This is a genomic window from Pseudomonas sp. LBUM1653, assembly GCF_059716115.1.
In genome coordinates, this window is sequence record NZ_CP166803.1 from 6614343 (window position 1) to 6636004 (window position 21662).

General features: G+C 60.2%; 17 protein-coding genes. 12 read left to right on the forward strand and 5 right to left on the reverse strand.

Going from position 1 to position 21662, the window contains the following annotated elements:
- The first annotated feature begins 324 nt into the window (after positions 1–324).
- The 9 genes from betI to yccS all read left to right on the forward strand — a co-directional run bounded on the left by betI (position 325) and on the right by yccS (position 14106).
- Complete coding sequence (gene betI, locus ACA054_RS29940; RefSeq protein ID WP_007975486.1) at positions 325–918, forward strand: transcriptional regulator BetI; 594 nt, start codon at positions 325–327, stop codon at positions 916–918.
- Between the two features lie 62 nt (positions 919–980).
- Positions 981–2453: a betaine-aldehyde dehydrogenase gene (gene betB / locus ACA054_RS29945; RefSeq protein WP_497687350.1), complete on the forward strand. Its 1473-nt coding sequence runs from the start codon at positions 981–983 to the stop codon at positions 2451–2453.
- 153 nt (positions 2454–2606) lie between these two features.
- Positions 2607–4307, forward strand: a complete 1701-nt coding sequence (betA, locus tag ACA054_RS29950) for a choline dehydrogenase (RefSeq protein WP_497687351.1) — start codon at positions 2607–2609, stop codon at positions 4305–4307.
- A gap of 266 nt (positions 4308–4573) precedes the next feature.
- Entirely contained in the window at positions 4574–6016 is a 1443-nt protein-coding gene (locus tag ACA054_RS29955) for a TldD/PmbA family protein (protein WP_497687352.1), read from the forward strand.
- The gene (locus ACA054_RS29960; RefSeq protein ID WP_497687353.1) at positions 6016–7353 is read left to right on the forward strand and encodes a TldD/PmbA family protein; all 1338 of its coding nucleotides are present in this window, start codon (positions 6016–6018) and stop codon (positions 7351–7353) included. Before ACA054_RS29955 ends, ACA054_RS29960 begins: the two co-directional genes overlap by 1 nt.
- Positions 7354–7486: 133 nt before the next feature.
- Positions 7487–8914, forward strand: coding sequence for a multidrug transporter subunit MdtD (mdtD, locus tag ACA054_RS29965; RefSeq protein ID WP_497636925.1), 1428 nt, complete (start codon positions 7487–7489; stop codon positions 8912–8914).
- A 105-nt stretch (positions 8915–9019) separates the two neighbouring features.
- Positions 9020–10357: an ATP-dependent RNA helicase DbpA gene (gene dbpA, locus ACA054_RS29970; RefSeq protein ID WP_497690393.1), complete on the forward strand. Its 1338-nt coding sequence runs from the start codon at positions 9020–9022 to the stop codon at positions 10355–10357.
- A 148-nt stretch (positions 10358–10505) separates the two neighbouring features.
- Positions 10506–11684 carry a BaiN/RdsA family NAD(P)/FAD-dependent oxidoreductase gene (locus tag ACA054_RS29975; RefSeq protein ID WP_497687354.1) on the forward strand — a complete coding sequence of 393 codons (1179 nt, stop codon included), beginning with the start codon at positions 10506–10508 and terminating at the stop codon, positions 11682–11684.
- 238 nt (positions 11685–11922) lie between these two features.
- Positions 11923–14106 (forward strand): YccS family putative transporter, encoded by a 2184-nt coding sequence (gene yccS, locus ACA054_RS29980; RefSeq protein WP_497687355.1) that lies wholly within the window; start codon positions 11923–11925, stop codon positions 14104–14106.
- Positions 14107–14131: 25 nt separating this feature from the next.
- On the opposite strand, the gene ACA054_RS29985 is transcribed toward yccS, so the two are convergent.
- A complete protein-coding gene (locus tag ACA054_RS29985; protein WP_497687356.1) occupies positions 14132–14869 on the reverse strand; it encodes a substrate-binding periplasmic protein in 738 nt (245 codons plus the stop codon).
- Positions 14870–15124: 255 nt separating this feature from the next.
- Between ACA054_RS29985 and ACA054_RS29990 the strand changes: the two genes are divergently transcribed.
- Entirely contained in the window at positions 15125–15577 is a 453-nt protein-coding gene (locus ACA054_RS29990; RefSeq protein WP_497687357.1) for a GNAT family N-acetyltransferase, read from the forward strand.
- Between the two features lie 126 nt (positions 15578–15703).
- Here the strand turns inward: ACA054_RS29990 and ACA054_RS29995 are convergent, their stop codons facing one another.
- From ACA054_RS29995 to ACA054_RS30005, 3 genes are read right to left on the reverse strand one after another with little or no spacing between them, the layout of a single operon-like run.
- Complete coding sequence (locus tag ACA054_RS29995) at positions 15704–16003, reverse strand: winged helix-turn-helix domain-containing protein (RefSeq protein ID WP_497687358.1); 300 nt, start codon at positions 16001–16003, stop codon at positions 15704–15706.
- Between the two features lie 59 nt (positions 16004–16062).
- On the reverse strand, positions 16063–16569 hold the full coding sequence (locus ACA054_RS30000) for a M48 metallopeptidase family protein (protein ID WP_497687359.1): 507 nt from the start codon (positions 16567–16569) through the stop codon (positions 16063–16065).
- Positions 16570–16614: 45 nt separating this feature from the next.
- Positions 16615–18738: a putative bifunctional diguanylate cyclase/phosphodiesterase gene (locus tag ACA054_RS30005; RefSeq protein WP_497687360.1), complete on the reverse strand. Its 2124-nt coding sequence runs from the start codon at positions 18736–18738 to the stop codon at positions 16615–16617.
- Between the two features lie 321 nt (positions 18739–19059).
- Between ACA054_RS30005 and ACA054_RS30010 the strand changes: the two genes are divergently transcribed.
- Positions 19060–19728, forward strand: coding sequence for a polysaccharide lyase family 7 protein (locus ACA054_RS30010; protein ID WP_497687361.1), 669 nt, complete (start codon positions 19060–19062; stop codon positions 19726–19728).
- A gap of 226 nt (positions 19729–19954) precedes the next feature.
- Positions 19955–20338, forward strand: a complete 384-nt coding sequence (locus tag ACA054_RS30015) for a hypothetical protein (protein WP_497687362.1) — start codon at positions 19955–19957, stop codon at positions 20336–20338.
- Between the two features lie 43 nt (positions 20339–20381).
- Here the strand turns inward: ACA054_RS30015 and fba are convergent, their stop codons facing one another.
- On the reverse strand, positions 20382–21446 hold the full coding sequence (gene fba, locus ACA054_RS30020) for a class II fructose-bisphosphate aldolase (protein WP_007975467.1): 1065 nt from the start codon (positions 21444–21446) through the stop codon (positions 20382–20384).
- Positions 21447–21662: the final 216 nt, after the last annotated feature.

Below are 21662 nucleotides of genomic sequence, written 5' to 3' on the forward strand. Positions count from 1 at the left end.
CATGGCACAGATGCTCCGGGCAGTGCGAGAGAAGAACGCAAGACAAACGAGTTACCCGACCAATCGCTTAGTGGGCAGCCGACCAGCGGGTGATATAAAGACAGCCCGATAAAGCTCGAACCCCTTGAGCGCCGTAGCGCGTGGGTTTCGAGCATTTCGGAAGTCGTTTTTTTCGCCGCTACGCGTAGGAAAAATCTGTAGGCAGCGACGATTTGTCGCAGATCTTATTCTTTGTTGATTGAACGTTCAATCAAAACAAAATAGACTGGCCCTCAATCCGATAGACGTTCTGCGTCTGCCGGAAGGCCTAAGGAGATGTGCAAGATGCCCAAGGTCGGTATGCAACCCATCCGTCGCCAGCAGTTGATCGAAGCCACATTGCTGGCGGTCGATCAGGTCGGAATGGGGGACGCCAGCATTGCGCTGATCGCCCGTTTGGCCGGTGTCTCGAATGGCATCATCAGTCATTACTTTCAGGACAAGAACGGCCTGATCGCTGCCACGGCGCAGTACCTGATGAGTGTCCTCAGCGAGAACGTCACCGCGCGCCGACAGGCGCTGACAGATGCCAGCCCGCGGGCGCATCTGCAGGTGATCATCGAAGGCAACTTCGACGCCAGCCAGGTCAATGGCCCGGCAATGAAAACCTGGCTGGCCTTCTGGGCCACCAGCATGCACCACCCGTCTTTGCACAGGTTGCAGCGGATCAACGATCACCGTCTGTATTCCAACCTGTGCTGCCAGTTCCGCCGCGTACTGCCGCTCGATGATGCGCGCAGTGCAGCCCGTGGCCTGGCAGCCCTCATTGACGGCTTGTGGTTGCGCGGCGCGCTGTCGGGAGATGCTTTCGACACCGGGCAGGCGCACCAGATCGCTTACGAATACATGGATTTCCAACTGGCCAAGCAGGTGAGTTAGAGCACACACAGAACGCTCAACCACCGGACCGCGCCACTCACTGATGCACTTGCGAGGACTTTATGGCCCGTTTCGAATTGCAAAAACTCTACATTGATGGCGCTTACTCCGATGCTGGCAGCGACGCCACCTTCGAAGCCATCAACCCGGCTAACGGCGAAGTCCTCGCAAAAGTACAACGTGCAACCAAGGAAGACGTCGAGCGCGCTGTGGTCAGCGCCGAAAAGGGCCAGAAAATCTGGGCCGCGATGACCGCCATGGAGCGTTCGCGCATCCTGCGTCGTGCCGTGGACATCCTGCGCGAGCGCAACGATGAACTGGCCGCCCTGGAAACCCTGGACACCGGCAAGTCGTACTCCGAAACCCGCTACGTCGACATCGTCACTGGCGCTGACGTGCTGGAATACTACGCAGGCCTGGTACCCGCCATCGAAGGCGAGCAGATCCCGCTGCGCACCACTTCGTTCGTCTACACCCGTCGCGAGCCGCTGGGCGTCGTGGCCGGTATCGGCGCGTGGAACTACCCGATCCAGATCGCCCTGTGGAAATCCGCACCGGCCCTGGCCGCCGGTAACGCGATGATCTTCAAGCCAAGCGAAGTCACCTCGCTGACCACCCTGAAACTGGCCGAAATCTACACCGAAGCCGGCCTGCCAGCGGGCGTGTTCAACGTATTGACCGGCAGCGGCCGTGAAGTCGGCACCTGGCTGACCGAGCACCCGCGCATCGAGAAAGTCTCGTTCACCGGCGGTACCGACACCGGCAAGAAAGTCATGGCCAGCGCTTCGAGCTCTTCGCTGAAAGACGTGACCATGGAACTGGGTGGCAAGTCGCCGCTGATCATCTGCGACGACGCCGACCTCGACCGCGCCGCCGACACGGCGATGATGGCCAACTTCTACAGCTCCGGCCAGGTCTGCACCAACGGCACTCGCGTGTTCGTACCGGCGCATCTGAAAGCCGCTTTCGAAGCCAAGATCGTTGAACGTGTTGCGCGCATCCGCGTCGGCAACCCGGAAGACGAAAACACCAACTTCGGCCCGCTGGTCAGCTTCGCCCACATGGAAAGCGTGCTGGGCTACATCGCCAAGGGCAAGGAAGAAGGTGCCCGCCTGCTGTGCGGCGGCGAGCGTCTGACCGAAGGCGAATTCGCCAAGGGCGCCTTCGTTGCGCCGACCGTGTTCACCGACTGCAGCGACGATATGACCATCGTCCGTGAAGAAATCTTCGGCCCGGTGATGGCGATCCTCACCTACGAAACCGAAGAAGAAGTGATCCGTCGCGCCAACGACACCGACTTCGGCCTGGCCGCCGGTATCGTCACCAAGGACCTGAACCGCGCTCACCGCGTGATTCACCAACTGGAAGCCGGTATCTGCTGGATCAACGCCTGGGGCGAGTCCGACGCGAAGATGCCGGTCGGCGGCTACAAGCAGTCGGGTGTTGGTCGTGAAAACGGCATCAGCTCGCTGAACAACTTCACCCGCATCAAATCGGTACAGGTTGAGCTGGGCGACTACGCCTCGGTGTTCTAAGGCGACATTCGCTTCGCCTGCGAGGCCGTCTTCGCGAGCAGGCTCGCTCCCACAGGAGTACGCGTTCCACTGTGGGAGCGAGCCTGCTCGCGAATCGAGTGCGCAGCACTCGCCATGGCCTGACCTGAACCAACTTCAAAGAGGGTGCATTCAATGTCCCAAGAATTCGATTACATCATCATCGGTGCCGGCTCGGCCGGTAACACCCTGGCGACCCGCCTGACTGAAGACGCAGGCGTCACAGTCCTGCTGCTCGAAGCCGGCGGCCCGGACTACCGCATGGACTTCCGCACGCAGATGCCGGCCGCCCTGGCGTTCCCGCTGCAAGGCCGCCGCTACAACTGGGCCTACGAAACCGATCCAGAGCCACACATGGACGGTCGTCGCATGGAATGCGGTCGCGGCAAGGGCCTCGGCGGTTCCTCGCTGATCAACGGCATGTGCTACATCCGTGGTAACGCCATGGACTACGACGGCTGGGCAAAATTGCCAGGCCTTGAGGACTGGTCGTACCTGGACTGCCTGCCGTATTTCCGCAAGGCGGAAACCCGTGACATCGGCCCCAACGACTACCACGGCGGCGAAGGCCCGGTCAGCGTGACCACGCCGAAAGCTGGCAACAACCCGCTGTTCCACGCCATGGTTGAAGCCGGCGTGCAAGCCGGTTACCCGCGCACCGAAGACCTCAACGGTTATCAGCAGGAAGGTTTCGGCCCGATGGACCGTACCGTCACGCCGAAGGGCCGTCGTGCCTCCACCGCCCGCGGTTACCTGGACGTTGCCAAGAAGCGTTCGACCCTGACCATCGTCACCCACGCCCTGACCGACAAGATCCTGTTCGAAGGCAAGCGTGCGGTCGGCGTGCGTTACCTGGTGGGCGACGCCGAAGAGCGCGTTGAAGCCAAGGCACGCAAGGAAGTACTGCTGTGCTCCGGCGCGATCGCTTCGCCGCAGATCCTGCAACGCTCCGGTGTCGGCCCGGCCGAATTGCTGAACAAGCTCGACATTCCGGTGGTCCACGACCTGCCGGGCGTCGGTGAAAACCTGCAGGATCACCTTGAGTTGTACCTGCAGTACGCGTGCACCCAACCGGTCTCGCTGTACCCGTCGCTGCTCTTGCACAACCAGCCGGCCATCGGTGCCGAATGGCTGTTCAACGGCACCGGCATCGGCGCCAGCAACCAGTTCGAAGCCGGCGGTTTCATCCGTACTCGCGAAGAGTTCGAATGGCCAAACATCCAGTACCACTTCCTGCCCGTAGCGATTAACTACAACGGCAGCAACGGTGTGAAAGAGCACGGTTTCCAGGCGCACATGGGCTCCATGCGTTCGCCAAGCCGTGGGCGCATCCAGGCCAAGTCCAAGGACCCACGCCAGCACCCGAGCATCCTGTTCAACTACATGGCTACCGAACAAGACTGGCAGGAATTCCGCGACGGCATCCGCCTGACCCGTGAAATCATGCAGCAACCGGCGCTGGACGCCTACCGTGGTCGCGAAATCAGCCCGGGTATCGAAGTGCAAACCGATGAGCAGCTGGACACGTTCATCCGCGAACACGCCGAAACCGCGTTCCACCCTTCCTGCTCGTGCAAGATGGGCAGCGACGAGATGGCCGTGGTTGATGGCGAAGGCCGCGTGCATGGCATGCAAGGCCTGCGTGTGGTCGATGCGTCGATCATGCCGATCATCACCACCGGCAACCTGAATGCACCGACGATCATGATGGCCGAGAAAATCGCCGACAAGATCCGTGGTCGCCAGCCGTTGCCGCGCAGCAACGCCAAATACTTCGTAGCGGGCGATGCGCCGGTGAAGGGCAAGCCGATGCGTGAAGTCAGCCAGACTGCGTAACACCGCTATACCGCGTTACGGCTATTCGCGAGCAGGCTCGCTCCCACATTTGATCTGTGAACGACTCAGATCCCTTGTGGGAGCGAGCCTGCTCGCGAAGGGGCCTTCCAAAACAACCAACCTCTATCAGACTCACCCCGCTTAAACTTTTCCACACCGATCCAAGCTTGATCCTCCCCCCATGCAGGCCTACTCTAGTGCCGCGCAATCGCTTCATCCCCTCGCCGCACCGCTGTACCGTCACTCCATACCAGGGAGGTTCCCGAATGTTCGATTTCCACCCCCAGCTCAAGCAGCGCTTTGCTGCCTTGCGCACGGGCGCTGAATTCTTTTCCCTGCGTTATGTGCGCGAGTCCGGCCAGTACCTGTCGGTGCGCAAGAACGTTGCCGAACCGCCGAGCCTGAGCCGCGACGAAGGGGCGATGCTGACCGTGCGGGTCAACGGCGTGGAAGCCTATGCGGCCACCAATGACCTGTCGCAACAGGGCCTGCAAGCCGCTCTCGAGCGCGCCGAACATCAGGCGCGCCGACTCAAGCCACACGCCCTGCTGGACCTGCGCGAACACGCGGTATCCAGCGACCGTGCCGATTATTTCTCGCCGACCCTCGACCAGCCCTTCCCCTCCCTGAGCGATTGCTACCAGTTGCTGGGGGCCGAATCCGCCGCCGTGCCCAAGGACGAGCGCCTGGTGAGCTGGCAGGTCAGCCTCGGCATCACCCACGTCGAGCAAATCTACCTCAACAGCGCCGGCGCCGAACTGCGCCAGGCCCAGCGCTTCGTCTACCCGGGTCTCGACGTCACCGCCTACGACGGTAACGACAGCCAGACCCGCAGCCTGGGTCGCGAGAACTTCGGTCAACAGGGCGGCGCCGATGTAATCAGTCGCTGCGGACTGGTCGGTGCCGGCCCGCTGGTCGCCGATCAGGCGCTGCAATTGCTACTGGCACCGAACACGCCGCAAGGTCCACGCGACCTGCTGCTGATGCCCGACCAGATGATGCTGCAGATCCACGAATCCATCGGCCATCCGCTGGAACTGGACCGCATTCTCGGCGACGAGCGCAATTATGCCGGCACCAGTTTCGTCTCTGCCGGCGACTTCGGTAGCCTGCAATACGGCTCGAAACTGCTCAATGTGACCTTCGACCCGGATATTCCCGAACAGCTCGCCAGCTATGGCCATGACGACGACGGCACGGCTGCCAGCAAACAGTTCCTGATTCGCGAAGGCCTGCTGCTGCGGCCCTTAGGCGGTGCCCTCTCGCAGTTCCGCGCCGGCCTGGACGGTGTCGCCAACAGCCGCGCGTGCGGCTGGAACCGTCCGCCGATCGACCGCATGGCCAACCTCAACATCGAGCCTGGCGACCAGCCGCTTGCGCAACTGATCGGCAACATCGAACACGGCATCCTGATGAGCACCAACCGCTCGTGGTCCATCGACGATGCGCGCAACAAATTCCAGTTCGGTTGCGAATGGGGCCAGTTGATTGAAAACGGCGAACTCAAGGGCGTGGTGAAGAACCCGAATTACCGGGCGATTTCCGCGCAGTTTTGGAAGAACCTCAGCGCGGTCGGCGATGCCAGCACCTTCAAGGTCCTGGGCACGCCCAATTGTGGCAAGGGCGAACCGAATCAAGTGATCCGCGTCGGCCATGCCTCGCCAGCCTGCGTATTCAGCAACGTTGATGTTTTTGGGGGAGACAGCTGATGACTACGTCGAAAGCCCAGGCCGATTCGTTCAAGGCATTGGTCGCCGGATTGCGCGAAGCGTTGCGCGAACCGGAACAGTTCACGCTCAGCTACGCCGCCGAATCGTCGGCCTTCGTGCGTTTCAACCACGCCAAGGTGCGTCAGGCCGGGCAGGTGCAGCAGGCGAGCATCGGTTTGAAACTGATCAATGATGGCCGCCACGCCGACTTGCAAATCACCCTGGCGGGCGATCCTGCAGTCGACCATCAGCGCCTGGCCGAAGGTCTGCAACAGCTGCGCGACACCTTGCCGCTGCTGCCCCAGGACCCCTATCTGCTGCTCAACTACAACGGCTGGCAGAGTCAGAACGTGCAGGAGCATCCGCTGCCGGACACCGAGCAAGTGGTCGCCGAAATCACCCAGGCCGCCGAAGGCCTGGATCTGGTCGGGTTCTATGCGGCCGGGCCGATCAGCCGCGGTTTCGCCAGTTCCGCCGGCGCGTTCGGCTGGCATCAGGCCAACAGCTTCAACTTCGATTTCAGCCTGTTCCATGAAAACGGCCAGGCGGTGAAGGCCAGCTATGCCGGGCACGACTGGAACAGCGAAGGCTTTGCCAAACGCTTCCAGCAGGCACGGGAACAGCTTGAATACCTGGGGCGGCCGCTGCGCACCCTGCCCCCGGGTCAGTACCGCGCCTACCTGGCGCCCGCCGCGCTGGAAGAAATCATGGGCATGCTGTGCTGGGGTGGTTTCTCGGCACAGTCGATTGCCAGCAAAAGCAGTCCGCTGCAGAAGCTCTACGGGGGCGATCATGCGTTCAGCCCGTTGGTCTCGCTGGACGAAAAGGTCAGCGGCTCGCTGAGCCCGGCGTTCTCCGACGAAGGTTATCCACGAAGCGACCTGGGTTTGATCGTCGAAGGCAAGGCCGGTGCGCAACTGGTGGGCTCACGCAGCGCCGCCGAGTACGGGTTGACCGCCAACGGCGCCAGCGGCGGGGAATCGCCAACGGCCCTGAACATGCAGGCCGGGGATTTGCCTGAGGCACAAATCCTCAAGCAACTCGGTACCGGCTTGTACATCAGCAACTTGTGGTATCTGAATTTCTCGGACCAACCGGCGGCACGCCTGACCGGCATGACCCGCTTTGCGACCTTCTGGGTCGAGAACGGCAAGATCCAGGCACCGGTCAGCACCATGCGTTTCGATGACAGCGCCTACAGTCTGCTGGGTTCACAGCTGGAAGCGCTGACCACGGAGCGCGAATTGCTGTTGTCGGCGAGCACCTACAGCCAGCGGGCGACGGCATCGGCGTTGTTGCCGGGGGCGCTTGTAAGGCGGTTGACCTTGACCCTCTGACACCGCTCGTTCCCACGCTCTGTGTGGGAATGCAGCCCGGGACGCTCTGCGTCCCAAGTGCGGACGCAGAGCGTCCATTGAGGCATTCCCACGCGGAGCGTGGGAACGATCACTTCCGTCATCAAGAGGTTCCATGCCCAACCGCCTGCCTCTCGATCCTGTCACCGCCCGCTGGGTGCCCTGGGTCGTCGCCATTGCCTTCTTCATGCAGTCCCTCGACGGGACAATCCTCAACACCGCCCTGCCGGCCATGGCCAGCGACCTGGCGGAAGACCCGCTGCGTATGCAAGGCGTGATCATTGCCTACATGCTCACGGTCGCCTTGCTGATCCCCGCCTCGGGCTGGATCGCCGACCGCTTCGGCACGAAAAAAATCTTCTTCAGCGCGATCCTGCTGTTCAGTTTCGGCTCGTTGCTCTGCGCATTATCAAGCAGCTTGAGCATGCTGATCGGCGCTCGGGTGATCCAGGGCCTGGGCGGCGCGTTGATGTTGCCGGTCGGGCGATTGGTGGTGCTGCGCGCCTACCCGCGCTCGGAACTGGTGCGGATCATGGGCTTCATCACCATTCCCGGCCTGCTCGGGCCGTTGATCGGCCCCACCATGGGCGGCTGGATGGTGCAGTACCTGACCTGGCACTGGATCTTCCTGATCAACCTGCCGGTGGGTTTGGTGGGCTGCTACGCCGTGTGGAAATTCATCCCTGACCTGCGCGGTTCCGAGCGTACCCGCTTTGATAGCTTAGGTTTCCTGCTGTTCGGTGCGGCGATGATCCTGATCACCGTCGCCATGGAAGGCCTGGGCGAACTGCACCTGCCGCACCTGCGGGTGATGCTGCTGCTGTTCGGCGGCATGGCCTGCCTGGCGGCCTACTGGCTGCGCGCCGGGCACATCGATAATCCGCTGTTTGCGCCGTCGCTGTTCAAGACCCGGACCTTTGCCGTCGGCATTCTCGGCAACCTCTTCGCCCGGCTCGGCAGCGGCGCCCTGCCGTTCCTCGTGCCGTTGTTGCTGCAAGTGGCGCTGGGGTATTCACCGTCCCAGGCCGGGATGAGCATGCTGCCGCTGGCGGCTGCAGCGATGATCGCCAAGTGGGTGGCGCGACCGCTGATCGAACGCCTGGGCTACCGCATCGTGCTGACCGGCAACACCCTGGCGCTGGGGATCATGCTGGCGAGCATGGGCCTGGTCAGCGAGCAGACGCCATACTGGTTGCTGTTGTGCCTACTGGCAGTCCTGGGGGCGATCAACTCCTTGCAGTTCACCGCGATGAACACCGTGACCCTGATCGACCTCGACGACGCCAGCGCCAGTAGCGGCAATAGCCTGCTGTCGGTGGTGGCGCAATTGTCCTTGAGCCTGGGTGTGGCCTGCGCTGGTGCATTGCTCGGCGGCTTCACGGCAGGGATCGGGAACGATGGCGTCGAGACCGTGTTGGGCGCGTTCCAACTGACGTTTGTCACCGTCGGAATCATGGCGATGCTGGCTGCAACGATCTTTTCCCAGCTCTCAAAGGAAGACGGACGGCGCGTCAAGCGTCCGGAAGAGCACATCGAACCTTAGGGCGAATGGCCATCGGGCTGGTACACTGCGCGACATTTTGTTTTGCAGGCCAGTCCCGTGACCACCATCGCCACCGAATTTAATACTTTGCCGCTGTCCGCCGCCATGCTGGCTAACCTCGACTCCCTCGGTTATGCCCAGATGACGCCGATCCAGGCGCAAAGCTTGCCGGTGATCCTCAAGGGGATGGACCTGATCGCCCAGGCCAAGACCGGCAGCGGCAAGACCGCTGCCTTCGGCATCGGCCTGCTCAACCCGATCAACCCGCGCTACTTCGGTTGCCAGGCGCTGATTCTGTGCCCGACCCGTGAGCTGGCCGACCAGGTTGCCAAGGAAATCCGTCGCCTGGCCCGTGCCGAAGACAACATCAAGGTCCTGACCCTGTGCGGCGGCGTGTCCCTCGGTCCGCAGATCGCTTCGCTGGAACACGGTGCGCACATCATCGTCGGCACCCCTGGACGCATCCAGCAGCACCTGCGCAAGGGCTCGCTGGTCCTGCATGGCCTCAACACCCTGATCCTCGACGAAGCCGACCGCATGCTCGACATGGGTTTCTACGACTCTATCGAAGAAATCATCATGCAGGCCCCGGAGCGTCGCCAGACCCTGCTGTTCTCCGCCACCTACCCGGTGGGCATCAAGCAGCTGGCGTCGAAGTTCATGCGCAACCCGCAGCAAGTGAAGGCCGAGGCGTTCCACGACGATACGCAGATCGAGCAGCGCTTCTACGAAATTTCCCCGGACGATCGCATGAGCGCCGTGACCAAGGTGCTGGGCCATTTCCGCCCGGCGTCCTGCGTGGCGTTCTGCTTCACCAAGCAGCAGGTCCAGGAAACCGTTGATCACCTGACGGCCAAAGGTATCTCCGCCGTCGGCCTGCACGGCGATCTGGAACAGCGTGATCGCGACCAGGTGCTGGCGATGTTCGCCAACCGCAGCACCTCCGTCCTGGTAGCCACCGACGTCGCCGCACGCGGCCTGGACATCGATTCGCTGGACATGGTGATCAACGTCGAGCTGGCCCGTGATTCGGAAATCCACATCCACCGCGTTGGCCGTACCGGTCGCGCCGGTGAAAAAGGTCTCGCCATCAGCTTGGTCGCACCGTCCGAAGCGCACCGCGCCCAGGCCATCGAGCAATTGCAGAAGAACCCGCTGAACTGGGATCAGGTGGACAACCTCACCTCCCAGGGCGGCGGTCCGCTGCTGCCGCAGATGAGCACCCTGTGCATCGGCGCCGGTCGTAAAGACAAGGTTCGCCCGGGCGATATCCTGGGCGCACTGACCGGTGACGCTGGTATTCCGGGCGCCCAGGTCGGAAAGATCGCGATTTTCGACTTCCAGGCCTTCGTGGCCGTGGAACGCGGGATCGCCAAGCAGGCCTTGCAGCGCCTGAACGACGGCAAGATCAAAGGCCGTTCGTTGCGCGTGCGCATCCTGTAACAACAACGCATTTCCCTGTGGGAGCGAGCTTGCTCGCGATGAGGCCAGTACATTCAACATCAATGTTGCCTGTCAGTCCGTCATCGCGAGCAAGCTCGCTCCCACATTGGTTTCCCGGTGAATTTGAATTTAGTGTGAGGACACCGTTTTGCGCTCTACCGAAGTCGTGATCATTGGCGCTGGCGCCGCAGGGTTGATGTGTGCACTGACCGCCGCCGGGCGCGGGCGCAAAGTGTTGCTACTCGACCACGCCAACAAGGCCGGCAAGAAAATCCTGATGTCGGGCGGTGGCCGCTGCAATTTCACCAACATGTACACAGAACCGGGCAATTTTCTCTCGCAGAACGCCCACTTCTGCAAATCCGCCCTCGCGCGCTACACCCAGTGGGACTTCATCGGCATGGTGGCCAAGCACGGCGTGCCATACCACGAGAAAAAACTTGGCCAGCTGTTCTGCGATAACAAGTCCAGCGACATCCTCGAAATGTTGCTCGATGAGTGCGATCAGGTCGGCGTCAGCCTGCACCTGGACACCTCGATCCAGACCATCGAGAAGCTCGAGAAGGGCTATTTGCTGGACACCGCCATGGGCCAGATCACCTGCGAATCGCTGGTGATCGCCACTGGCGGCTTGTCGATTCCAACCCTGGGCGCCACCGGTTTCGGCTATCAAGTGGCCAGGCAATTCGGCCACGAACTGCTGCCTACCCGCGCCGGGCTGGTGCCGTTCACCATCACCGATCAACTCAAGGAGCTGTGCACCGAGTTGTCCGGCACCTCGGTCGATTGTCTGGTTAGCTGCAATGACCAGAGCTTTCGCGAGAACATCCTGTTCACCCACCGCGGCCTCAGCGGGCCAGCGATTTTGCAGATTTCTTCGTTCTGGGAATCCGGCGACACGGTTGAAATCAACCTGATGCCGGACCACGACGTACCGAGCTGGCTGCAACAGCAACAAGCCGAACGTCCCAACAGTGAGCTGAAAACCCTGCTCGGGGAAATCTTCACCAAGAAAATGGCCAACCTGCTGGCCGATAACTGGTTCGTTTCCAAACCAATGAAGCAATACACCCACGCGGAACTGGCCGACATCGCCGAAAAACTGGCGAGCTGGAAAGTCGTACCGGCCGGCACCGAAGGCTATCGCACGGCCGAAGTGACGCTGGGCGGCGTCAATACCAACGAAGTGTCGTCCAAGACCATGGAATCGCTGAAGTGCCCTGGCCTGTATTTCATCGGTGAAGTGCTGGACGTCACCGGGCATCTGGGCGGTTTTAACTTCCAGTGGGCCTGGGCTTCGGGCTACGCGGCTGCGCAGTACGTCTGAAAACAAAAAAAAACTGTGGGAGCGAGCCTGCTCGCGAATGCAATCTGTCAGCCTCCATTGATGTCGGCTGATCCACCGCTTTCGCGAGCAGGTCGAATCGTCGCACCGTCGCTCCCACATTGATTTTGCACTGATCGATAAAGGAACAGATTTTGCTGTCAGATGTGATCGTCGCCATTGCGTCGGCGTCATTACTGGCTCAATTTAGCGTCATTGCCTCGGAAGGCCCTCGCACTTCATGTCATCGACTTCGTTCCGTCAGTCTCTGCGCCGCCTTTGGGCGCTGGATAAATTCAGCTACAGCGTGCGGGTATTCATCGCCCTGACCGGCACCATGGCGCTGTGCTGGTATCAGGATGAAATGGGACTGCTGATCCCGTTGTTCCTGGGGATTATCGCCAGCGCCCTGGCCGAAACCGATGACAGCTGGCAGGGGCGCCTCAACGCGCTGGCGGTAACGCTGGTGTGTTTCGCAGTCGCCGCACTGTCGGTCGAACTGCTGTTCCCCTACCCCATTCTCTTTATCATCGCCTTCGCCCTGGCCGCCTTTTGCCTGACCATGCTCGGCGCCCTTGGCGAGCGTTATGGGGCGATTGCCTCGGCGACGCTGATTCTTTCTGTCTACACCATGATCGGTGTCGATCAGCGCGGCGGCGCGGTCACCGATTTCTGGCATGAGCCGGTGCTGCTGGTGGCCGGTGCGGCCTGGTACGGGTTGCTGTCGGTGCTGTGGCAGGCGTTGTTTTCCAATCAGCCGGTGCAGCAAAGCCTGGCGCGGCTGTTCCGGGAACTGGGTTTTTACCTGAAGTTGAAATCGTCGTTGTTCGAGCCGATCCGCCAGATGGACGTGCAAGCCCGTCGACTGGAACTGGCCCAGCAGAACGGCCGCGTCGTCGCCGCACTGAACGCGGCCAAGGAAATCATCCTGCACCGGGTCGGCAACGGTCGCCCCGGCTCGAAAGTCAGCCGCTACCTGAAGCTGTACTTCCTCGCCCAGGACATCCACGAACGCGCCAGTTCCTCGCACTACCCTTACAACGCCCTGGCCGAAGCGTTCTTCCACAGCGACGTGCTGTTCCGCTGTCAGCGCCTGCTACGCCAGCAAGGCAAGGCCTGCCGCGCTCTGGCCGAATCGATCCAGATGCGCCAGCCGTTCACCTATGACGCGAGTTTCGCCGAAGCCCTAGGCGACCTGCACGCCTCCCTCGAACACCTGCGCATCCAGAGCAATCCCGCCTGGCGCGGGCTGCTGCGCTCACTGCGGGCACTGGCGGCCAACCTGGGCACACTCGACCGCCTGCTCAGCGATGCCAGCAACCCCGACACCCTGGCCGACGCCACCGACAGCAGCCTGCTCGACCGCTCGCCGCGCAATTTCAAGGATGTCTGGGTACGCTTGCGCACGCAGCTGACGCCGACGTCTTTGCTGTTTCGCCATGCCCTGCGCTTGCCCCTGGCCTTGAGCATCGGCTACGCGATGGTGCATTTGATCCACCCGTCCCAGGGTTATTGGATCATCCTCACGACGCTGTTTGTCTGCCAACCGAACTACGGTGCAACAAGGCGCAAGCTCGGCCAGCGGATCATCGGCACCGCGATCGGCCTGACCCTGGCCTGGGCACTGTTCGACCTGTTCCCGAACCCGCTGATCCAGTCGTGTTTCGCGATTGCCGCCGGGGTGGTGTTCTTTACCAACCGCACCACGCGCTACACGTTGGCGACGGCGGCGATCACCCTGATGGTGCTGTTCTGCTTCAACCAGGTGGGCGACGGTTACGGGCTGTTCCTGCCTCGCCTGTTCGATACCCTGCTCGGCAGCCTGATCGCCGGGCTGGCGGTGTTCCTGTTCCTGCCGGACTGGCAGGGTCGGCGCCTGAATAAAGTGCTGGCCAACACCCTGACCTGCAACAGCATTTACCTGCGCCAGATCATGCAGCAATACGCCGCCGGCAAAAGCGACGACCTGGCGTATCGCCTGGCGCGGCGCAACGCACACAACGCCGACGCGGCGCTGTCGACCACCTTGGCCAACATGCTGATGGAGCCGGGACATTTCCGTAAGGAAGCGGATGTCGGGTTCCGCTTCCTGGTGCTGTCGCACACCTTGCTCAGTTATTTGTCCGGGCTGGGTGCACACCGGGAAACCCAATTACCGCAGGACGTACGCGAACATCTGATCGAAGGCGCGGGGGTGAAACTGGCCGCCAGCATCGATGAAATTGCCCAAGGCCTGGCGAGTAAATCCGCCGTTGCCATTCAGAGCGATGAGGAGGAAGCGCTGGCCAACACGCTCGAGCAGATGCCCGATGAAATCGACGAGGGCCAGCGATTGGTGCAGACGCAACTGGCGTTGATCTGTCGGCAATTGGGGCCGTTGCGCACGCTGGCGGCGCATTTGATCAAGGACACGAGTGAGGATTGAGAGCGCTGGTTTCTGCACCGGCCCATTACATCCCGTGTCGCTTCATCAACCGTGCATAACTGCCGTCGGCCTTCATTGCCGCTATGGCGCGGTCAAAACCGGCGACGATCTGCTCATGCTGCGGATTTTTCAGGCTGACCAGGATGTGCAACCCGTTCTCGCTCAGTGGTTTGGGTAAGAACTCCACGGCACTGCGGACCTTGGGGGACTCGCGGGCCAGGTAGTAACGAGCGACGTATTCGTCTTCCAGGGTCAGCTTGACCCTGTCGGCAGCGACCATGCGCACGGCCATGGCGAAGTTGTGTACCGGAATCTTCTGCAATGACACATCTTGATCGAAGGTGGGTGAATAGGCGTAACCACGCACCACCGCAATCGGATAGGTGTATAGCTGCTGCAAATTGCCGAATTCGATGGGTGCATCTTTACGCTTGAGAAAGCGCACGCGATTGACCAGGTACTCGCCCGAAAACTGCCCGAGCCTTGTGCGCTCCTCATCGAACCAGGCATTGACCAGAACGTCATAGCGGCCCTCGCCCACCCCCAGCAACGCCCGCGCCCAGGGCACCTGCTGGAAATCACTGGCATAGCCGGCCCGCGCCAAGGCGGTACTGACGATATCCGTGGCCAACCCGCCGTTATATAGCGTGGCGTCGGTAAAGGGTGGCCAGGCATCCGCCACCAGCCGCAACTTTTCTGCTGCCACAGTTTCAGTCAGCAACAGCAATCCAATCAAGGCAAAGGCTCGATGCAATCGCGGCATGCCAGAAAATCCTTAGTGGGCGGGTTGCCCGACGTGTTTTCAGCTAAAACGCCAAGACCCCGTACCGGCACCCCCAGGCACTCAATGTAAGCTCGTTGCAGCACTGCACATCGCTTCATTTCAGATTACACAAAGAAGACAGCGTCGCGCTAAATGAATGATGGCATTTTGGTCTTTGTCACAGATTTCTACGCCATACAGACATCTATCGTCGAGGCGCTTAGTATCACAAGGACGTTTTCAGGGAATCGACACATGACAATCAACTGGGTCTGCAAACACCACAGCGATCTGGGCAAAGAGCAGCTGTATGCCATTTTGCAACTGCGCGCCGAGGTGTTCGTCGTCGAGCAGAAATGCATCTATCAGGACATCGATGGCCAGGACCTGGAGGGCGACACCTGTCATTTGATGGCTTGGGACGAAGATCGGCTGGTAGCCTACCTGCGCTTGCTCGATCCCGAGCTACAGGGCGGTGACGTGGTGATCGGCCGCGTGATCATTGCGCCACAGGCGCGAGGCACCGGACTGGGGCATGAGATGATGGCCCAGGCGCTGAAGCAGATTGAAAAGCGCTGGCCTGAGATGCCGGTCTATCTCTCGGCTCAGGCGCATTTGCAGGGGTATTACGGGCGGTACGGGTTTGAAGTGGCGGGCGAGGAATATGTCGAGGATGGCATTCCACATATCGGCATGCGTCGTTCCTGAAGGCCCCATCGCGAGCAAGCTCGCTCCCACATTTGATCGCGGTCGTACACAATTTCTGTGTCAGGTGGAGATCCAATGTGGGAGCGAGCCTGCTCGCGAAAGCGCCAGATCAAACACCGCAGAAATTCAGGGGTATTCCAGAACCGCCTTGATCTGCCGAAGATTACACTCGATCCACCCGCGATCAATCGCCCCCCACCCGCGAATCCGATAGCGCCCGGCATGGTTGCGCGCGCCCTCTTCCTGCTCGAACTCGCAAATGATATCCAGATCCGCCAGGGCGGCGATGGTGTCCTGGGCTGTGCGCCGGGGCATACCGGTGACTTCGGTCAATGCCGGAACGCTGCTAGCCAGACCGCTGTCGATCAGGTACGCCACGTACAAGCGGCGGTAGAAGCTGCTCTTGGTCTTGCTTACGTCTGTCACGTTTGCTCCATTTTAAGATCAAAAGATCGTCCGATCGCGGCCCGAACCTTCGGCAGCTCCTACGCGCCTGTGGGCGTCGGCAAATCCCGCCAGGTCAGGTACACCCGCACATCGAATTCCACCTGGTGATACCCGGGCAACATGTGCTCGCACAGTTTGTAGAATGCCTTGTTGTGGTCGGACTCCTTGAAGTGCGCCAACTCATGCACCACGATCATTTTCAGGAACTCCGACGGCGCCTCCTTGAACAATGAGGCAATGCGGATTTCTTTCTTGGCCTTGAGCTTGCCGCCTTGCACCCGGGAGATCGTGGTGTGCAGGCCAAGTGCACGGTGGGTCAGGTCCAGACGGTTGTCGAAGAGTACTTTGTCGATGGACGGGGCGTTACGCAAGTATTCCTGCTTGAGATCCAGCGCATAGGTGTACAGCGCTTTGTCGCTCTGCACGGCATGCTTTTGCGGGTAGCGCTGGCTCAGGTAATCGCCCAGCCGGCCGTCGGCGATCAACTGACGCACCTGGTCCTGCAAGGTAGCCGGATAAGCCTGGAGGTATTTCAACGCGGTCATCGGAGCAGCAACACAAATCACCAAAAGGTCGCCAGTGTAGCGAATTCAGCGGGTCAGCGCGCCCCAGTCGAAGGGCTGCACAAAGTACTCGGTGTCCTCGGCCATCATCGGCCGGGCTATCAGAAAACCTTGCACATATTCACAGCCATTGGCTTGCAGCCACTGGTATTGCGCCAGGGTTTCGACCCCTTCGGCAATCACCAGCATCCCGTACTCTTTGCACAGGTCGATCACATTGCGCACCAGGGCCGCGTCCCTTGAGGACTCAGGAAGACGGCTGATCAGATGGCGATCGAGCTTGAGCGTATCCAGTTCCAGATCGCGCAAGTGGGACAGCGAACACGGGCCGGAGCCGAAATCGTCCAGCGCCACCCGCACCCCCAGATTGCGCAGCAAACGCAGCTGTTTACGGGTTTCCTCAGGGTTATGCATCAAGGCCGCTTCCGTCACTTCGACTTCCAGATGACGCGGCTTCAAGCCATGTCGCTCCACGACCTGGCGCAACTCGGTGACCAGATTGGGCATGGCAAACTGGCTGCTGCTCAAACTGACGCTCACCACCAGATCCTCGGCAAACAGGGTCTCCCAGGCTTTGCGCTGCCCGGCACTGCGCTGGTAGATCCAGCTGCCCAGGCGGCTGATCAACCGCGCCTCTTCCAGCAGCGGCAAAAACAATCCTGGCGGAACGTCGCCGACGCTCGGGTGCTGCCAGCGCAGCAACGCCTCAAACCCGCGAATCCGCCCATCGGCAACAGCCACTTGCGGCTGATACACGAGATTGAAATCACGGTTCTCGATGGCCGTGCGCACGCTTTCTTCGAGCATCAGCCGCGAACGGGCCCGACCGTTCATTTCGTGATCGTAAAACCGATACTGTTGACGACCGGCGCGCTTGGCTTCGTACATGGCGATGTCGGACGCGCGCATCAAGCCGTCGAGATTGGCGCCACAATCGGGATACGTGGCAATGCCAATACTGGCACCGAGGACGATATCCAGACCGTCGATTTGCTGGCAGATCGACACCCGCTCGATGAGCTTTTCCGCAATTTTGGCCGCTTGCTCGGGAAACTCCAGGTCCAAAAGCGCCGTGAATTCATCGCCCCCCATGCGTGCCAGGATATCGAACGGGCGCAGGCAGGCCTTCAACTGTTCGGACACCCATCGCAATACCCGATCGCCGGCATCGTGACCGAGAGAATCGTTGACCCGCTTGAAGCCGTCGAGGTCCAGGTACAACAGGACCCAGGCGCTGTCGGAACGTTCGCCGCGCAACAGCAGGTTTTCCACGGTCTGGTAAAAGCCGCGACGGTTGAGCAGCCCGGTCAGCGGATCGGTGACCGCCTGGAATTCAAGCTGCTGATGCAGGTGGCGCACCACCGACATGTCCAGCACTGTCACTACCATCGCGTGCTGGTCCGAGGGCAGTGGCGCGCAAGACAGTGCCACCGGCACCTGTTGCCCGGGGGCGGTACGCAGCAATGCGTCGTGCAGGCGCAAGGTCTCGCCGCGCTTGTAACCGGTCAACAGGTCAGAATCGGCCCAGACCGGTATGTGCGGTTTTTGCAGAAAATCCAGGAACTCCTTGCCCTGCAGTTCCAGCACCGTAGCGTTGAGCAGTCGCGACATCGCCGGGTTGGCGAAACGGATCAGACCGTCCTCACTGACCACCAGGATGCCCTCGGCAGCGTTGTCCAGCACCGAAGCGTTGAATGCGCGAGCGACCTCCAGGTCATGACTCAGGCGCTGCAATGCCCGGCGATTGCGCTGATGTTCGAGCAGCGCCTGGACCTTGGGCTTGAGAATTTGCGGGTCGAAGGGTTTGAACAGGTAATCCACCGCGCCACTGGCGTAACCCTTGATCACAGCATCCTGGGACTGTTCATTGGCGGTCAGGAAAATGATCGGTGTCAAACGCGTCCGTTGGCTGCCGCGCATCAGGCGCGCCACTTCGAAACCGTCCATGCCTGGCATCTGCACATCCAGCAACACCAGGTCGACATCGTGTTCAAGCAACAGCCCGAGCGCCTCGAACCCGGAGGCAGCGGTGATGACCTGCCAATCCTGGCGCTGCAGCAATGCGCGCATGCTGACCAGGTTTTCAGGGTAGTCATCGACGATCAACAGGGTTGAATGGCCTTCAGCTGGCATTGGGTGCGCGCATTCCATGCTGCTTCTCTAGGTCTGGAGGTCAGGCCGACTTCTCGTGAAAACCGGACAGATACTGTGCCTTCACTCTAGACCGGGATCAGTGAAAGCAGAAGGTGTCAGAGCGCCATCATTCGGCCGAAGCGTCATTAGCCGACTAACGGTCGGCCACGCAGCCCGCTAAAACCGGGAAGGATGGCATTTCGACAGGATGTTGACGCCATTTAACTGCCCGGCGGGCGTTAACAAAATGGCCCGCTACGCTTATAACTACCGACCCCAAAGGCACGTGCTAGAGCCATTGGTACGTGCGTGCAGTAATAAATTGCGGAAGCTTTGACTATGATCGACCTCGCAACCTGGAACCTCAGTGTTCCTGTCGGCAGCCCGCCATACACTGTTGAAACCTCAAAACTGGTGGACGGCTTCAAGGATCAATACTTCCATTCTGACACGGGCACATTGTTTTTCTGGTCACCGGTGACCGGCTCGCGCACTGAAAACGCGATCTACCCCCGTACTGAACTGCGTGAAACCTATAGCAATGGCACGCTACGTAACTGGTACTACCCGGATGCCGACAACTTGCTTCACGCCACGCTGGCTGTGAACCAGGTCCCGAGCTCGGGCAAGATCGTGATTGGGCAGATCCACGCCTATAACAGCCAGAAGCCGATGGTCAAACTCGAATACCAATACAAAACAAAAACCGCGACCGGTAACCTCGTCATCAAAGTGCGCATGCACCCCGACGACGCCGAAAGCCGGGTCATCACCCTCGCCAGCGGGATCAAGCTCAATAGTGAATTCAACTACCTCATTCACTTGAGCCCCGGCGGCGCACTAGGCGTCAGCGCGGCGGGTTACCAGTGGGATACCAATATCAGCGCCACCTGGCGTGATAAACCGCTGTACTTCAAGGCCGGGGTGTATGTGCAGGACAACACCGGGTACACCAGTGAGGGCGGGAAGGTGACGTTCAGCAAGCTGGATATTGATCACGATAAATAGGCGATCTTTTGATCCTGAACCTGCGCTCACAAAAGAACCCGCCTCACGGCGGGTTTTTCATGCAATTGAAGGCTTATTACTGAAAATCCGCTCCAAGATAACAATATCGAATAAATAACTGTCATTTGTAACAGGTGAATATTCGCCACCTCGAAATTATTCTTGGTCAGCAACCAAAAAAACATAGTTCTCCTGGTCTCCAGATCAAACCAAGGAAGAAGGCTCCATGAGTGCTAAGGAAAACATCAACATGCTGGGCTACATCACTGCCACTTACAGCGCCATGGATAAAGCAGGAACGCCTTACGAATTGAACATCACTTCGAGCATTGATAGAAGCGGCGCCATGACAGGTACTTTACGTATTGGCATGATTGATTACCTGTTGGTCGGGGACTATCGGTTCAGAAATGCGAACGGCGCTCAAACCGACATTTACTTTGCCGGGTCAAACACTCGTGACCACAACGCACGATCTGGTTATTTTATCCTCGAAGCCATTAATCGACGTTATGAATCACTCAAGGGAAAACGCGTATATAGCGACCCACACACTCAGACGCTCCACATACTTGATATCGAATTTGTCAAAACTACGGCTCTTCAATAAAAAAACCCGCCTGGCGGCGGGTTTTTTATCAAACACTTAAGGCTTAGTTGACCTTGGCGTTCAACTCACCTTTCAGATAACGCTGATACATCCCTTCCAGGGAGATCGGCTTGATCTTCGAAGCGTTGCCCGCGGTACCGAAGGCTTCGTAACGGGCGATGCACACGTCGCGCATGGCGGTCACGGTGGCGCCGAAGAATTTACGCGGGTCGAATTCGCTCGGGTTGGTGGCCATCAGGCGACGCATGGCGCCAGTGGATGCCAGACGCAGGTCGGTGTCGATGTTGACCTTGCGCACGCCGTGCTTGATGCCTTCGACGATTTCTTCAACCGGTACGCCGTAGGTTTCTTTGATGTCGCCGCCGTACTGGTTGATGATCGCCAGCCACTCTTGCGGAACCGAAGACGAACCGTGCATGACCAGGTGAGTGTTCGGAATGCGCTTGTGGATTTCCTTGATGCGGTCGATCGCCAACACGTCGCCGGTAGGCGGTTTGGTGAACTTGTAGGCGCCGTGGCTGGTGCCGATGGCGATGGCCAGGGCATCGACCTGGGTGCGTTTGACGAAGTCAGCGGCTTCTTCCGGGTCGGTCAGCATCTGGCTGTGATCCAGAACGCCTTCGGCGCCAATGCCGTCTTCTTCACCGGCCATGCCGGTTTCCAGCGAACCCAGGCAGCCCAGCTCGCCCTCTACCGATACGCCGCAGGCGTGAGCCATCGCCACGGTTTGTTGGGTAACGCGGACGTTGTAGTCGTAGTCGGTCGGGGTCTTGCCGTCTTCACCCAGGGAACCGTCCATCATCACCGAGCTGAAGCCCAGCTGGATGGAGCGCTGGCAGACGTCAGGGCTGGTACCGTGGTCCTGGTGCATGCACACCGGGATGTGCGGGAATTCTTCGATGGCTGCCAGGATCAGGTGACGCAGGAACGGTGCGCCGGCGTATTTGCGAGCACCGGCCGAAGCCTGGACGATCACCGGGGAGTCAGTCTTGTCAGCGGCTTCCATGATGGCGCGCATCTGCTCAAGGTTGTTGACGTTGAAGGCTGGAACGCCGTAGCCGAACTCGGCTGCGTGGTCCAACATCTGGCGCATGCTGATAAGTGCCATTGTGTGTGTCTCTCCCGGTTTGGGTCGTTAATCGTGCCAGCCTGCCGTAGCGGCGGCGGCTATTCAAGTTATTGCAGATCGGGGGTTGGTCCGGGCTGCGAATTCGGGTGTTGCCAAAATCTCAAAAACTACAAAGACCCCTGTGGGAGCGAGCCTGCTCGCGATGGACTTCTGGACAACGCGTTTAACCAGACAGCCAGCGTTATCGTTAACGCC

Excerpts from the sequence above, each read along its gene's own strand:
- fba (WP_007975467.1), bottom strand. The coding sequence starts at position 21,446 with ATGGCACTTATCAGCATGCGCCAGATGTTGGACCACGCAGCCGAGTTC.
- ACA054_RS30005 (WP_497687360.1), bottom strand. The coding sequence starts at position 18,738 with ATGGAATGCGCGCACCCAATGCCAGCTGAAGGCCATTCAACCCTGTTG.
- yccS (WP_497687355.1), top strand. The coding sequence starts at position 11,923 with ATGTCATCGACTTCGTTCCGTCAGTCTCTGCGCCGCCTTTGGGCGCTG.
- betI (WP_007975486.1), top strand. The coding sequence starts at position 325 with ATGCCCAAGGTCGGTATGCAACCCATCCGTCGCCAGCAGTTGATCGAA.
- ACA054_RS29985 (WP_497687356.1), bottom strand. The coding sequence starts at position 14,869 with ATGCCGCGATTGCATCGAGCCTTTGCCTTGATTGGATTGCTGTTGCTG.
- betA (WP_497687351.1), top strand. The coding sequence starts at position 2,607 with ATGTCCCAAGAATTCGATTACATCATCATCGGTGCCGGCTCGGCCGGT.
- ACA054_RS29955 (WP_497687352.1), top strand. The coding sequence starts at position 4,574 with ATGTTCGATTTCCACCCCCAGCTCAAGCAGCGCTTTGCTGCCTTGCGC.
- ACA054_RS30010 (WP_497687361.1), top strand. The coding sequence starts at position 19,060 with ATGATCGACCTCGCAACCTGGAACCTCAGTGTTCCTGTCGGCAGCCCG.
- betB (WP_497687350.1), top strand. The coding sequence starts at position 981 with ATGGCCCGTTTCGAATTGCAAAAACTCTACATTGATGGCGCTTACTCC.
- ACA054_RS29960 (WP_497687353.1), top strand. The coding sequence starts at position 6,016 with ATGACTACGTCGAAAGCCCAGGCCGATTCGTTCAAGGCATTGGTCGCC.
- ACA054_RS30015 (WP_497687362.1), top strand. The coding sequence starts at position 19,955 with ATGAGTGCTAAGGAAAACATCAACATGCTGGGCTACATCACTGCCACT.
- mdtD (WP_497636925.1), top strand. The coding sequence starts at position 7,487 with ATGCCCAACCGCCTGCCTCTCGATCCTGTCACCGCCCGCTGGGTGCCC.
- ACA054_RS30000 (WP_497687359.1), bottom strand. The coding sequence starts at position 16,569 with ATGACCGCGTTGAAATACCTCCAGGCTTATCCGGCTACCTTGCAGGAC.
- dbpA (WP_497690393.1), top strand. The coding sequence starts at position 9,020 with ATGCTGGCTAACCTCGACTCCCTCGGTTATGCCCAGATGACGCCGATC.
- ACA054_RS29990 (WP_497687357.1), top strand. The coding sequence starts at position 15,125 with ATGACAATCAACTGGGTCTGCAAACACCACAGCGATCTGGGCAAAGAG.